Annotated in this window: 14 protein-coding genes and 4 pseudogenes; 7 read left to right on the top strand and 11 right to left on the bottom strand. The window is 58.7% G+C overall.

What is annotated here, in order from left to right; translation table 11 throughout:
• Window positions 1–44: 44 nt before the first annotated feature.
• Window positions 45–371, bottom strand: a complete 327-nt coding sequence (locus NKJ07_RS21095; protein ID WP_318570538.1) for a hypothetical protein — start codon at window positions 369–371, stop codon at window positions 45–47.
• A 303-nt stretch (window positions 372–674) separates the two neighbouring features.
• Between NKJ07_RS21095 and NKJ07_RS21100 the strand changes: the two genes are divergently transcribed.
• The 3 genes from NKJ07_RS21100 to NKJ07_RS21110 all read left to right on the top strand — a co-directional run bounded on the left by NKJ07_RS21100 (window position 675) and on the right by NKJ07_RS21110 (window position 2,166).
• Complete coding sequence (locus tag NKJ07_RS21100) at window positions 675–1,232, top strand: DUF7342 family protein (protein ID WP_318570539.1); 558 nt, start codon at window positions 675–677, stop codon at window positions 1,230–1,232.
• Between the two features lie 4 nt (window positions 1,233–1,236).
• A complete protein-coding gene (locus NKJ07_RS21105) occupies window positions 1,237–1,701 on the top strand; it encodes a toxin-antitoxin system TumE family protein (RefSeq protein ID WP_318570540.1) in 465 nt (154 codons plus the stop codon).
• Between the two features lie 75 nt (window positions 1,702–1,776).
• A complete protein-coding gene (locus NKJ07_RS21110; RefSeq protein ID WP_318570541.1) occupies window positions 1,777–2,166 on the top strand; it encodes a hypothetical protein in 390 nt (129 codons plus the stop codon).
• Between the two features lie 17 nt (window positions 2,167–2,183).
• Here the strand turns inward: NKJ07_RS21110 and NKJ07_RS24600 are convergent, their stop codons facing one another.
• From NKJ07_RS24600 to NKJ07_RS21155, 9 genes and pseudogenes are all read right to left on the bottom strand, one after another.
• On the bottom strand, window positions 2,184–2,408 hold the full coding sequence (locus NKJ07_RS24600) for a DUF8154 family protein (RefSeq protein WP_484593993.1): 225 nt from the start codon (window positions 2,406–2,408) through the stop codon (window positions 2,184–2,186).
• Window positions 2,389–3,705 (bottom strand): RNA-guided endonuclease InsQ/TnpB family protein, encoded by a 1,317-nt coding sequence (locus tag NKJ07_RS21115; RefSeq protein ID WP_318570542.1) that lies wholly within the window; start codon window positions 3,703–3,705, stop codon window positions 2,389–2,391. Before NKJ07_RS21115 ends, NKJ07_RS24600 begins: the two co-directional genes overlap by 20 nt.
• A pseudogene (tnpA, locus tag NKJ07_RS21120) lies at window positions 3,702–4,055 on the bottom strand (IS200/IS605 family transposase); the annotation flags it as partial. The pseudogene tnpA and the gene NKJ07_RS21115, both read right to left, overlap by 4 nt.
• Before the next feature lie 198 nt (window positions 4,056–4,253).
• Entirely contained in the window at window positions 4,254–5,069 is an 816-nt protein-coding gene (locus NKJ07_RS21125; RefSeq protein WP_318566907.1) for an IS5 family transposase, read from the bottom strand.
• Window positions 5,070–5,162: 93 nt separating this feature from the next.
• Window positions 5,163–5,270 (bottom strand): annotated as a pseudogene (locus NKJ07_RS21130) (transposase); the annotation flags it as partial.
• Between the two features lie 51 nt (window positions 5,271–5,321).
• Window positions 5,322–5,796: pseudogene (locus NKJ07_RS24605) on the bottom strand (DUF8154 family protein).
• The gene (locus NKJ07_RS21145; RefSeq protein ID WP_318570545.1) at window positions 5,789–6,127 is read right to left on the bottom strand and encodes a nucleotidyltransferase domain-containing protein; all 339 of its coding nucleotides are present in this window, start codon (window positions 6,125–6,127) and stop codon (window positions 5,789–5,791) included. The pseudogene NKJ07_RS24605 and the gene NKJ07_RS21145 overlap by 8 nt, the downstream one beginning before the upstream one ends.
• Before the next feature lie 531 nt (window positions 6,128–6,658).
• Window positions 6,659–7,519: a hypothetical protein gene (locus tag NKJ07_RS21150; RefSeq protein ID WP_318570546.1), complete on the bottom strand. Its 861-nt coding sequence runs from the start codon at window positions 7,517–7,519 to the stop codon at window positions 6,659–6,661.
• A 153-nt stretch (window positions 7,520–7,672) separates the two neighbouring features.
• Window positions 7,673–8,557 carry an IS1595 family transposase gene (locus NKJ07_RS21155; protein WP_318568649.1) on the bottom strand — a complete coding sequence of 295 codons (885 nt, stop codon included), beginning with the start codon at window positions 8,555–8,557 and terminating at the stop codon, window positions 7,673–7,675.
• Between the two features lie 22 nt (window positions 8,558–8,579).
• Between NKJ07_RS21155 and NKJ07_RS21160 the strand changes: the two genes are divergently transcribed.
• From NKJ07_RS21160 to NKJ07_RS21175, 4 genes and pseudogenes are all read left to right on the top strand, one after another.
• Complete coding sequence (locus tag NKJ07_RS21160; RefSeq protein ID WP_318570547.1) at window positions 8,580–8,888, top strand: hypothetical protein; 309 nt, start codon at window positions 8,580–8,582, stop codon at window positions 8,886–8,888.
• A gap of 1,595 nt (window positions 8,889–10,483) precedes the next feature.
• Window positions 10,484–10,685, top strand: a pseudogene (locus tag NKJ07_RS21165) (IS6 family transposase); the annotation flags it as partial.
• Between the two features lie 140 nt (window positions 10,686–10,825).
• Window positions 10,826–11,254 carry a DUF7539 family protein gene (locus tag NKJ07_RS21170; RefSeq protein WP_318570548.1) on the top strand — a complete coding sequence of 143 codons (429 nt, stop codon included), beginning with the start codon at window positions 10,826–10,828 and terminating at the stop codon, window positions 11,252–11,254.
• A gap of 448 nt (window positions 11,255–11,702) precedes the next feature.
• The gene (locus NKJ07_RS21175) at window positions 11,703–12,311 is read left to right on the top strand and encodes a hypothetical protein (RefSeq protein ID WP_318570549.1); all 609 of its coding nucleotides are present in this window, start codon (window positions 11,703–11,705) and stop codon (window positions 12,309–12,311) included.
• Window positions 12,312–12,419: 108 nt separating this feature from the next.
• Here the strand turns inward: NKJ07_RS21175 and NKJ07_RS21180 are convergent, their stop codons facing one another.
• On the bottom strand, window positions 12,420–13,628 hold the full coding sequence (locus NKJ07_RS21180; protein WP_318570550.1) for a CBS domain-containing protein: 1,209 nt from the start codon (window positions 13,626–13,628) through the stop codon (window positions 12,420–12,422).
• Window positions 13,629–13,741: the final 113 nt, after the last annotated feature.

Raw genomic sequence — 13,741 nt, forward strand, 5'->3', positions numbered from 1 at the left:
TCGACCCCGATCGCTCGGGTTCGAGCGCGGAACCTCCGAGCGGATCAGTCCGGTGTTGAGAGTGCGCTGACGAGCACGTAGAGGGCGAACGCGGCGACGAGCAGTCCACCGAACTGCGTCCCCGCCGTCGCCAGAAACCCGACGTCGTACAGTAGCGGCGCGGCCATGAACCACAGCCCGAAGACCGTCGTCAGCGTCGCGGCCGCGACGGACGGGACAGATCGGATGCGGTAGAGCCAGAGGCTCTGCGCGGCGAAGACGACGCCGAGGAGGCGCACACTCTGGGTCAGTCGTTTCAGGTTACTAGTCGTCGCCACGCCGCTGTTGTCGACCCAGATGGCCGCCGTTCCTGCGTCGTCGCTCGTCAGCACTGGTCGATGACGAGCGATTGCACGGTCCCGACCGCTCGCCCGTCCACGTCGACGAGGTGTCTTCCCGGATCAAGCGACGGAGGCGTCGGCGACACCAACTGATCGTCAGACAGCCGTCGACTATTCCCCCGGGCTGTTGTGGCTACTAGTTCACCGTGATCGCTCCTCTGGCTTTCCCCCACCTACCGCAGATTGTAGTTGGTGAGGATGTCGGGCTGAGTGGGCCGACGGGATGATCTACCACGATAGCCGAGCAAGCATATTGCTCCCAAGACTAATATGCTTGTGCATACGAGACTACGCATGACCGACAATCGCCCCGCCGACGTGAACGAGCGCGTCACCGAGGAGTGGAAGGCGGACACCAGTCCGGGCGAGCGCGTTCGCACCGTCATGAAGCGGACGTACGATCCCCAGTCAGTCGCTACCATCGCCGAGCGTGCGCTGACCTCAGAGACGACCGCACGCAAGCATCTGGGCATCCTTTCAGCGGATGGCTTCGTCGAGGCAGTCTCCCCGCCGGATGCACGCGGAACGTGGTACAAACGCGCTCCCAGATCGGTCGTCCTCGAACGCGCCAAGCAGATACTCGATTCGGTTGACATCGAGACGCTGTCGGCACGCGTCACGGAGCTTCGCGAGACCCTCCGAGAGTTTGAGGAGCAGACCGGCGCAGAATCGCCACGCGCCGCGGCCATCGCTGACGCGGAAATCGGTGCAGAGGCGATGACGGAGTGGCAGACGGCACGTCGGAACCTGAAGCTCGCACGGGCCGCCCTCGCGCTCGCGGACGCAACCGAGGCCGTCGAGGACGACACCGGCTCGGACGAACGCGGCGAACCAGCAGGCGTCATCGGCTGAGACGATGCGAGGAACCGAGTCGCACTCGCTACAAGGCGCTCTCGACGCCGGCGCACTCCACGACTTTCGCTCCGAATTCGAGCGCCTCGAACCCCTCGCGAGCGGATTGCTGGATGATCCAGTAAGTCCCAGTGAACTGCGTCTCCAGCTCGACGACGGCATCGGCGGGGCGACGACTGCGACCATCACCGTCCGGTGGTCAGTACGAGACGATTACAACGTCCACTACAGTGACAACATGGATCGGAACCTCCGATGGGACGTACATCCTCACGGGTACACCGCTCCTGATGGAGATGCCCACTACCATCCACCGCCGAACGCGTCGAACGATGACGACGATGTCGAAGCGTCCTGTATCGGGGTCACTGAACTCGTCCTCGTCGCACGTGCCGTCCATCAGTTGTGGCGAGTTGGCTATGACGCGGGGACTGTCGACCCGCTCAACGACGCAATCAATCCACCGTAGACGCGAGCCACCCCGTCGTCCTGATGATCCCCTAAGACTCAATCATCCACTTCAGCGTCGTCTCCCCTGGGAGAGATGCGATCTCATGTTGCCGACCGGGCTGCCGGTGGAGGCGAAGCTGATCCGCTACTGGCGAACGGCGATCCGGAACCGACCATGTTCGGCCACGTGTCCAGTCCGTTTCACCGAACCACGCTCCTGACCGATGCCCGTCGGCTGCACGAATCCTCGTTCGGAGATCAAAGCGGTCTGCTCGGTCTGTGCTACACCCGCACCGACGCGGATTCAAAAACCGCGGAGGAGCTGCCAGAACGATACACAGCAGCGGACGCCGCCGAGAAGATTGTCCGCGACATCAACTACTGGTACGAAATCGATGCGAGCGTGTGTAAGATTACTCACTTCACTGGTCTACAACACACCGTCCACAAGCAGGGTGCAGTCATCTCTTGGAGAATCGAGTAGACGCGTGAAATGGTTGATTAGATGTGACCGACAGACCGCGAGGCGTTCGCTCGTCGGCGCCGACAGCGACACTCGTGGGAGAGCCGTGCGAAGTTCTTGACGTAGTCGTGGATAGCTACCGCGAGGTCGAACATCGCATCGGCCTGCTGTCTAGCCGCGACCGTATCGCGTTGACATCCTCCCCGCGCTACCGCGCGAGGATTCCTCCGGTGGGGGGTTCGGCTACCGACCCACGGAGGCAACTTGCGGGTTCGTGCGCACTTCTTTGGGACTTTCGTGAGTGCGTGGTGACTCCGACCAGTCGTGGTCGTCCCACTCGAATCGCACGGGCCGTGCCATCGGCCTGGCTTCCGTATCGCTGTTTTCTCGAAGGAACGTCTCTGACGCCTTGAGGTCGGCATGTCCCTCGAAACCGCACGGACACGTCAGCGTGTCCTCGTGGCGAATCGTCTCGTCGTGGCCGCCACACTCGAGACACGTCTGACTCGTCCCCGCTTCCGACTCGGCTTCGAGGGCGATGCCATACTCCTCACAGACACACGCGAGACGGTGGATGAACTTCTTGAACGCCCAAAAGTTGTGTGTCTTCTCATTCACCCTGACCGACCAATGCGTTTTCAACACGTCGGTCAAGTCACCCACGTACACTGTCGCCACGCCCTCGTCGTACAGCCGTTCAACGAGGTCGCGCACCAGCGCGTTCTGTGCGTGGTCACGACGCTTCGTCCGCTGTCGGTACAGCCGTCGAATCCGCTTGGAACTGTAGCGTCCCTCTCGGAGTCGTCCGGAAGACGGAGTCTTCCGTGATTCCGAGAGACGCAGTCTCTCGGGCAGTTTCGACTGTAGACGGGCGATTTCGTCTGTCGTCTCGCAGAATCGTCCGAACAACCCCCGACCGTCGTAGAGGTACTGGTTCCCAGTGGTCGTGGAACAGGCGACGAGATTGTTCGCGCCACCGTCGAGGGCGGCTTCGTGACAAGCCAGTCGAGAATCAGGTACGGTGACTGGTTGAAAAGCCCTGAACGTGTCGCTAACCTCGTCGTACTCAAGTTCCAGACGACCCTGTTTGCCGTCCCACTTCGGAGTGCCTCGGACTTCGAGGCGGAGTCGTTCGTGGTAGCCGAGTCTGTATTCGTCTTTCAGGTCTTGCCCGACAGGGATTTCGAGACGACTACGCTTCCCCCACCGAATCGTATACTGGTTGTTTCTGATGTAGCTACGGAATTCGCGTCCGTCCCCCTCGTTGCCCCAGTATGACGGCGGGTTGGCGTACTCGCCTTTCTCCTTGAGGGCGAAGAACGACCGCCACGCTTCGCTGTTCTTGCGCGTGACCTGTTGAACGGTTGCGCTTCCGACGACACCGTTGTACTGTCCACGGTATTCGGACGTGTCCCACACGTCGCCGTCACCGAAGTAGTTCTGACGACGTTCGTAGGTCAGTTCGTTCCACAGAGAAGCGGAGGCGTCGAGGAACCGTAGGAGGCACTCTTTGTCGTTCTCGGTCTGTGGCACGACCTCGAAGGTGTTGACGCGCTTCATTCGTCGCCACCTTCCTGTTCAGCGATGTAGCGTTCGACAGCACCTTTCGAGGCGTCATCAGAACTGCCGAGTAGTTCTGATTGGCACACCGAATCGCACAGCGATTCGGGGACGCTTCCCGCCGTCCCGACGTAGTACGAACGGGTCCACTTCACGCGGTCGTCGTACCGTTGGTTGTACTTCCGCGCCGAGATACCCTTGACCCAGTTGACGATGAGTGACGGGGCATTCTTGGGTGGACTCCCGATGAACAGGTGTACGTGGTCGGGCACGACCTTGGACTCGGCCAGTTCGAGGTCTTTGTCCTCACAGATTTCCGCGAAGATGGTTTCGAGATGCCTTGTTGAACGCAAGACAGCGTCGGGGTGGGGTTGCTGATCTACAATTTTACGGCGCTAAAGACGGCTTCTCGCCCTCAGAAGATGCAGTAGCTGTCACTCACAGCGGTTGCTGATGAGTCAAAACTATGGTACCTTGCTCCATTGTTCCGGTGACGGCGGCGATGCCTCTCCCGGATACGTCCGGAGAAGGGGAGCAGACGGCGAGCCCTAACTCGCCGCCTGCGTCAGGTTATGCACGATGCACTTGCGAGTCAGCTCCCGGAACTGGCCATGCCAGCTCCGGGAGCGGAGCTTCTCGCCGTCGTCTTCCTTCAACTGCGAGAAACCTGTCTCGCTCATCCAGCGTTGGTTGTAGTCCTCGTTCATCCGGGCGTTGTGGGCCTTCTGCAACGGTGTCTGCTCCCTGTGCTTGATCAACGGTCGCGTTGAGTTGGAGCGACACTCCTCGCGGAGGTCGCTCCACGAATAGTTCGCATCAGCAGACAACACACGCAGGTCTTCCGCGTTCCGGCGGAAGACCTGCATCCCGATGTGGCCGTCCCAGGCTTTCTTCGTCGTGAAATGAACGTCCTTGATCGCCAGCGAGTTCACGTCGATCAAGATCGTCGTCTTCATCGACTGGAACGAGTAATTCGCGCGGTCGCGGTAGTGGTAGCTGGTTTGATCGCGCTGGAAGCCACTCGCGTCAATCGCGGCTTCACCACTCCAGCCCGCCTGCTCCGCCGAAGCGCGGAGCAGGCGGCGCAGGTCACGCATCCGGTACTCTTGTTCCCACCGGCAGAACGAACTGTAGTGCGGTGCCTCGTCAAGTTCGAACACGGCGAGGACACCGGGCATCTCGTTAAGATAGTCTTCAGTCTCACGGAGGCTCTTCTCCAACTCGACGCGGTACAGAATCAAGGCGATCTGCACCCATTTCGCGTACCCGCCCGCGCCGTCCGGCGCGGCGGGTACTTCCGGGTCGTCAACGTGCTGTTTGGCAAGATCTCGACACATCCGTGCTAGCCGTCTGAGCGATGCCATATCGCCAGACGGCGTCCAATTACGGGTTAGCGTGACGGAATCTTCCCGTGAGAGCGTCTGAAGCTGCCGTTAGTCGACCGCAAAACAAGGCATTTCGAGACGTTCCTTCGTCTTCCCCGTCAGGTGCGAACGCCGATACTTCGGCACGAACACTATGTGGTAGTAGAGTTCGTATCTCGCGTGACGGGTACTCTTCACCATCTATGTATACTATCATTGTTAGACGCGTTAAATTTCGCGTTGAAACCCCGTCTATGCCATTGTCGGCGGTTGAATACTATTGGTCGGCTTCATCCCCGCCCTGAATGGCGAGGCTTTCGCCTCGAATTTTCCGTAATACGCCGCTGCACGGTTGTCACGGTACAACTGTTTCAGTCGTCGCGCGGTTTCTTCCGTGACGAAACGGAGTTCCGCACCGCGGTCGTAGGCTCGGTCGTGCCCCTCACGGAAGTCATCGATCGTGTCGTTCGACGCGGTAAGCGCGTCGAACTCAAGCGTGCGCTCGGTGGCCGCGAATGACATCTCGATGACGCTCGTGGTACCCGTCGTGGTCGCGAAGCAGGCGACACGCGTCGAGCGATCGGCAGGCTTTCCGGAGCTGGATCACGTCGGACTCGTGTTCATTCGGGTCGAGTCCCTCCTCGTAGTCGGGGCGGCCCAGTTGGCCACCGAACGCATCCTCGACACGAGAAATAGACTCTTCGAGATCAGCGGGTTCGTCAGGCACCGCTCATAACCTCGTGCTTGAGATCACGGACGGTGTCGCTGTCCACGAGCGTAATCGCGTCGGTGAACACGTCCTCGAGTCGATCGCTATGGGCCTGTGCCGACTCCGGCGTCTCGACGAGGATCTGGAACTCGTAACGGTCACCCTGCCCGGTCGTCGCCCGGTCGTACCGCCGTCTGCGACCCGCCGTGCTGGTGTCACCGAACCGCTGCTGTCCGAGTTCCTTCGCGAGTTCGTTAGCGCGGTGCTGGTCGGCCCGGTCGCTGGCGAGTACCCAGAGGTCGATGTCGCTCTGTCGGTCGGCTCGACCACGGGCGACACTGCCGAACACGAGAATGCCGTCGACCGTTCCCAGTTCGTCGCGTAGTCGATCCAGTGCCGCACGGACGGGAGGGTGGAATCCGACTGCGGGATGCGCAGAACGGGGTCGTCGGGCTTCGTGATGCGGGTGCGATTGATGCTGACGAGTCGACGGTTGCCCGTCGTTTCGGCCACCACGATGCCCTTCGCTTCGAGGACGTCGACGGCTCGCTTGACCGACTGGGCCGCGTTGTCGGTGAGGCGGCCAAGTTCGCGGATCGTGAACTGCTCGTAGGGGTTATCGACCAACAGCCGGAGGAGGTCGTTAGTGGCCGTGTGGCGGAACAGGTCGGGGCTGGGGCCGGAATCGGGATCTCGACTGAGACTTGCTGCGTCTTATCGGCCGTCCCTTCTTGTCTCGCTATACGTGATATGTACCGTCTGACGAGACAATAGTCTTCTGCCGTGATTTTTGCCAGACTTCTCAGTGAGGCCATTATTTCGACCATCGGTTCTCGATATGAGGCGACTGTTCTGTGGTCGTTTGACAGGCCCATTGTCGCTATGCAGTGACGGTGGTATCTGCGACAGGATACGCTGAATCCCGAACGACAACCACCTCCATTCCCACGAGGACGAGAAGCGATACGAACGCCGTCAGCAGCAGGGCGACAATTGGCTCCTGATACGCCGCTATCTGTCCGGCCTCGACGAGTGCCGTCGTCACACCGAACAGCGCGAGGAAGTTGTGGAACACAAGTGCCCCATAGACCGATCCACCGATGAAGTAGAACAGGCCCGTCCCCACACTCACGAGCGTCAGCAGTCCGATCATCTCGACGGAGTTGAACGGTGGGCTGTGCGCGAGGTGATACACCCCGAACAGCACGCTTGCTGCGACGAGTGCCGCGCTGTCGGCGACTCTGCCACCGACTCCCCGGCGTCGCAAGAGTGCAGCCACGCTCCCACCGACGACGACCCAGCAGACGACCACCTCCGCGATGGACACGGGCAGCACCTGCGCGAACGCGTTCATAATCACGACCGGATCCGTCGATGGCGGTCGTTGCAAGAGATAGACCGCACCTCCGAGGACGCTCGCTACGACGACCACGGCGAGCGTCCGGGGGAGTGACTGGAATCCGAGGTCACGTCGTGAGACGAAGCCCGACGCAACAAACGCTCGAACCAGCCAAAGCGCGAGAATCGTCCCGACGAGGACGTTAGCGACGCCGGTGTAGACGATGCGGTCGACGGTCGCCTCCGGTCGAAGCAGTGTCTCAATCCGCCCCTCCAAGAGCCACGTGACAGCCGTCCAGACGCCGTATGCACCGATCGCCACGAGTGTCTTCCTCACCGGTGAGAGCCCGCGGACGAACGAGTGAACCACCCCACGTTGAACGACCTCTGGTTCTGGATTCATACTGTAGTTACGCTGTCAAACTTCGTAACGGTACCTGCCGACTCCCATCTGCTGAGAGGTGGGCACACTGTCGACCGAGATCTCGTACCAGCGGTTTCTTCCGTGTACGCTGTCGATATTCCTCGTACGCTCATGTGTAGCAGATTGTTGATTTCAGAGAGTCGCTTCGACAGCGTGCTTGAGTGCTTGTCGACCGGGTTTTCTGAAGAGTTCGCTGCGTAGCTGGAAGGCGCGAAGATACTGTGTCAACTTGTCTTTCGAGATACCTCGATGGGGCGAGAGCCACCGTCGCGCCAGCGACGCGTGGCTCTCGCAGGTGTTCACGTGAACGTCTCCATCCGCGTATTCGCCGTCACCGTGGACGACGTATTCGCGGTCGAACTCGTCGTCGTCCTCTAGTGGGTCGTATGCCCGAAATCCATCGGTGTAGACGGTCAGCGACTCCTCCTCGTGTTCTTCAAGGAGGAGTCGCACCGTCGATTCGTCGGCGGATTTCGCGGGAACGACGTATCGCTGTCCAGTTCCACGGTCAACGAGTGTGAAGATCGGCGGCTTGTCTTGATCGTACCTTCCGCGTCCGCGTTGTGAGAGTCCACGCGAGCGCGACTCTTGGTCGCGCTCGCGGCCTTTCAGTCCGGCAGAGACGTACAGTTCGTCGATCTCAACCGGTCCAACAAGATCGAGACGAGGCGCGTCGAGCGCTCTGGTAAAGCGCTCGACGCGCCGATGCATCGTCTTGTAGGTCACTCCGATCTCTCGCTGAAGTTGCCGGAGACTCGTGTTGAATCGCAAGAACGCGTAGATCGAGAACAACCACTTGCGGAGCGCAACCTTCGAGTGAGCGAAGATTGTGCCCGTCTTATCGTTGAACGTGCGGTCGCAATCCTTACACAGATAGCGTTGAAACGCCCCATAGCTGCCGTTTCTGACCGTCCGGTCAGAACGGCAGCGAGGGCAAGAAACACCGTCACGCCAGCGAACCTGCTGTAACAGGTCCGCTGCGAGCGATTCCGAGCTAAACACATCGAGCGGAATCATTCGTGTCGGACACCGCTACGCGGTGTCCTTGCTCTCTTCGATTCCAGAGCGACAGCTGAACGCTATCAACAATCTCCTACTGAAGAGCGTAGAAACTACCACACAGTACGTGAACCAGGCAGGCGTGGGAGTCGTACCAGTCGGGGGGCTATCGGGCGGAAAAGAGGTGTCCATGCGGGACACGCAGATGTTCGGCTCCGGGAAGGAAGTGCCGAACAACTTAGAGTCCACCTCCGACGTGGCGGCGGCGCTCTTGATTATCGAGTTCAAGTCGTCGTCGGCGAATATGACGAGGATGATGCTCGTCCGCTATACCCGCGTGGACTACTAGGGGCTCGTGTCTGTTCGGAATGCGCTGAACGACTGTGGCTGCCAGGCCAGACTTACAACACGTCGAACACTAGCGGGCTGGCACTGCCGGCGACGGTCTCGGAGACAGGCGCTGGAATTGGACGTGTGTTCAGACTAAGCGAGGACCCCCCGCCGAGACGGGCGAACAGATCGCTGAGGATCGGCCATAGAAACCCGTCCGTAAGAAGAGCGACAAATTGGAGGCCCTCGTCAAAAGAATCGCATCCGTTAGTTTGAGAGTGGCGAGCCGAAGGCAGGCGGTGGAACAGGCAGTAGTGATGGCTCGCTTGAGGATTTGCATCACGATGAGTGACAATTCACACTGGATTTTCACTATAGGATTGGTCTCCGGTTGGATGACCGAAGACACCATGATACATGCGGGGCCCAGCAGAGGGCACTGTCTAGTTCTGAGCTCTAGATAGCGTTTGATACTTAAGCGCTTGACGCGGTCGTTGAACGTCATAGTAGTACGTGAATTGTGCAAGATCTTAGGCGACGCCAGTCCCACTTCCCACCCGCGAGTTATGGGAGAGAGTGACGCACATTTTGGGGGTGTGAAACCACCGTTTGATTCAGTTCCGGCCAACGAAGTCAAGCTGACCGCTCAGATATAATCGAAAGAGGGTAGTTAGACAACCGCGACCATCGACTGGGACTTCTGTGTTTGAGAGATCGTGTTTCTCGGTGAGTTGCTGAAGAAACCTCTATTGTTGGATCGGTGCCCCGACGTTCGAACAGATCGACACCGAGTGGTAACTTCGAGTCGACATCTATTGCAGTGTATAACCATGACTGCCCGCCATTGGTTATACTAGTCTCGTCGACCGTGACGCGCGTCGGCTGTGTTGACCGCGGGTCTGAAAACTTGTCAGAAGTACCATGTACTCACTGTTAGGTTGCCTGATGAGACCGTTCGACGTCAAGGAGAGGTAGAATCACTTCTATTTCTCTGAGAGAACAACCGGCCATGAGGAAACAGACGGTGAACGCTCCTGATGGGAATTCGTCATAGTGTATGACGATCCTGCATTAATCGCCGCTCTGTCCGTCGATTCCGGTTTCGGCTCTGGGTCGTCGTCGACTCCGATTTGCATCGACACAGAGCCATGGCACTCGAACCAATCCAACCCAACGAAGCCGTTGAACTATCCCTCGAAGACCGTCGAAGTGAGCTAGCGAAAGCAACCCAGTACGCCCACTGCTCACGGCTTGGGCATTTCACCCGCTGGTGCGACGAACAGGATATCGACAATCTGAACGAGCTGACCGGATGGACACTGCACCGCTACCGACTCTGGAGACGACCTCGACACTTGAACGGATCAACAGTCTCGTGAACTACGGCTGTGAGATATTCTTTGAAACGCACACAGAGAGATACTGTGACAAAAACAGACCGAATTCGTCATTCTCAAGACTCAGCTCTGTACTAGGCGGTAAACCGAATCGGATCTGCGCCCCTCGGCAGGAGAGCTCGTCATACTGCATGACGAATCCGAATTCACACCGGAGGTGGTTGTTTGTGCTACGTGTCGACTACGCGGTGATCTTATTGGCTATCCAACCGCCGACGCGACTCATCTTACAGCTGCACTCAACCGACGTTGGCTTCGGTTTCAGCTGTGTCGCCACGGAAATCGGAACAGCGTCGAACGTATCCTCAGCGAGCCAAAACGCCGAACTACCTCATTTTCAACCACGATCTCGAATGCGGCGCTGCCGACCGCAGAATCGTGGTTGCAAGTCCTTCGCCGTCTGGTGGAATCAATGCTAACGTAAATACGAGCGATCCGCACACGAATCAGACACGAATGTGAGCGACAATGCCGGTGTCGAGTACACCGCGATCAACAGCACTCCATCATCGGTAGACGTCGTACAAACACTCATCCGCCTCGCACCCCTTCTAGGAGTATGGCTGAGTTTCCAGATGAGAGGCAGCTCGTCCTCCGAGCTCGTTCCCAGCTAGAAGAATGGACCAATACGGCTCGGACACAGGCATACGCTGAACTGTTCGAAGGCGACGAACCACTCCTCACCACAGCGGAGGTTCATCTCCTCGATGCGCTCGATTCAGAACTGGAGCGACAAGGCGGAGATGGTGTCTGGGGAACTGATCAATATGGAATCCACACGGCTGGGACCTCGAGTTCGGATACCTCGCTCGGCGTCGTCTGTGTGTACCACCCCCAGATAACCAAAGACTCCGTTCTTCGTGGGCAGGACGAACTCGATGACGAAACCGAAGAGCAACTCAATGCCGCACTCTGGCAATATAGTGAACGGGTTGCGACACTCATCGAAGAAGAACTCGACGAGTTCATCCGCCACACACAGCGTTAATCGTTCATCTCGTCGGCTCCGTCCGCCCTCTGTTACCATCGTCCGGTGTGCTACTACCGCGTGGTTCGCTCGTGTTTCGGTGCGAGATTAAAAATACGTCTTCCTCGGCCCCACACTCCGGACAGACGTGGACGAAGTAGAGGCCGTCCTCATCGCGTTTCCGATCCGCCACTTCGCCTGGGCACGGGCTTCGTTTCCACACGTTGGACAGCTTTTGGGATGATCCATACCTGTTCAGGAGTGTCGACATTGTGCCGGTACTGTGAGAACGGACGACAGGGTAAACCGTCTACCCGGCGTATATGAAGCGGTAGCCCAATGGCCGAATCGGTGACGGCGTTCGTCGATGCAGTCTGTGCCTGCCAGACGGGTGTGGACTACCTGATCGAACGGACATCAGGCCGACCCACTTGTGCTCGCCGTATTCGAGACGTCAGAGCCACCAACTATGACTGTACATACAAAGAAAACGATAGAAGCGCGAACGATCGACGGCGTCGAAGCACTGGTCAGCGTAGATCCGGGAGAAGTCTTTATCGATCTCCCCGCGTCGAATCCACGGTATATCGGTGTTCAAGAAGGCGGTCGTATCCAAGAAGGCGATGTCGGTACTCAGTCAACGGCTGAGATGGCCGGACCACGACTCACGCACTGGGTCATCGAATCGATCACTGCAGAGACAGTAATAGGGAGGGATACCGAAACTAACGAGACACGGGAGTGGGATCGCGAACAGCTGATTCAGCGCCTTGGGGCCGGTGAATTCAGCGCAGAACTTGCGACGTTCGATCGGGTGAGCGTCACCGAAATCGAGGAGTGGGGCGGGAGGCACTCGCCCGAAGGTGCTGAAGAGGTAAAGCCGTATGTGGTCGTCATTGCGTATGGCAACAACGGGCGGAAGTTCACACAACTGTACGCGGCAACCGAAGCCGGTGAGTGGGACTCATTGGAACTAGTTCAACAGGATTCACATGTCAAGGAGTTCAGCGACGAGCTACGGACACACTTCGACGACGCTGTTCGCGAGGCGCTCGCGGTCGAACAACGGTATCACTAGATTCGCCAGTGGTGCAATCAGTCTCTCACACACAACCTCCTAACCGACACACACTGGTTGTTTTTCGATCGACTCCTTCCAGCCTTCTCGACAGGGAAGTGGAGTCCGTTACCCGCCGAGCCACCAACCGTAGAGGTGCTCTTGAGCCTCAGCGTCGGATCGCTTCTTCGATTGGCCGTACGTCTTCCCCTTGAGGAGTTGGCGTTCAATTGTGTTCGCGGCGAGTCGGAGGGCGTGGGAGGCACCGTATCCTTCGCCATCGGCCGTGAAGTAGCCGCGGTCGGTCACCAGTCGAATCCGTGCCAACACTAGTGGGACGCCCCGGCTCTGTTCTTTATGCTCCTGCAGTTCGATACTGGCCTTGATGACGCTCATTTCGCCGTACTTCGCGGTTACACTCTCGATTAACGCGGAGACGTCGTCGTAGTCCATCTCCTCTAGCAAGTCGAGTCCGAAGACCTGCACGGCGTTCCGGTCGTCGCGTTCCCAGGTAAGCGATTCAATGACGTCCGTCTTCGTGATGATACCGACTGGGTCGCCTGTTTGGTCGGCTGTGACGACGAGCGAGGAGATCTCACGTTCGAACATCGTTTCGACGACTTCGTCGAGCGGGGCGCTCCGCCGGACCGTCACAACTGCATCGGCCATCAGATTCCGGACCGGCAGATCGAGCATCCGGTCGGAGTCGCCCTCTCGGGCACCGAACCCACCGTGGCTCTCCCCAGAGCCCCCGTCGTCACCGAAACTCCCCGACGATCCACCCTGACTCTTGCTACCGCCTCGTGTCGTAAACTCGATAACGTCGTATAGGCTCACAATCCCCACGAGATCGTCTCCATCGATGACAGGGAGGTGGGCGATACTGGATTCCCGAAGCATATTGAGGGCTTTTCCAATTGTCGTCTCGGGGGTCGCGTTGACCAGCTTCGACGAATACGCGTCTTCAACGGTCACAGCATCGAGGAAGGGGCGGACGGCATCGAGGACCGCATCTGCGGTCACCACACCGACGGAACGGTCGTCATCGAGCACAGGAAGGGTTTTGGCGTCGCTGCCGATCATGAGTCGCGCGACCTCCCGAACGTCCTCTGTGCGTTCGACGGTCGGGACGTGTTGGACCCGTGAGCCGACCTTTGCAGAGGGCTGATTAGACGAGGAAGCCAACTGTCGGCGGCTGACGACACCACGATACTCGTCACCGTCAGTCACCACGACGGCATCGAGTTCTTGATTCTCGAATGCGCCGGCGACCTTCGAGAGCGGCGTCCCAACATCGAACTCGGTGAACTTCGTGGAGATGATCTCGGAGATATCCATGAGTAACTCTCTAGTGGGAGGGGTGCAGGACGGTTATGCCTGTCTCACATTTCAGCAATACGCGACGATTGGTTCTGCTCGTACTCGTTTTGGCCACGAACTACCAATTGCAC

It is taken from the genome of Salinigranum marinum (assembly GCF_024228675.1).
Lineage (GTDB): Archaea > Halobacteriota > Halobacteria > Halobacteriales > Haloferacaceae > Salinigranum > Salinigranum marinum.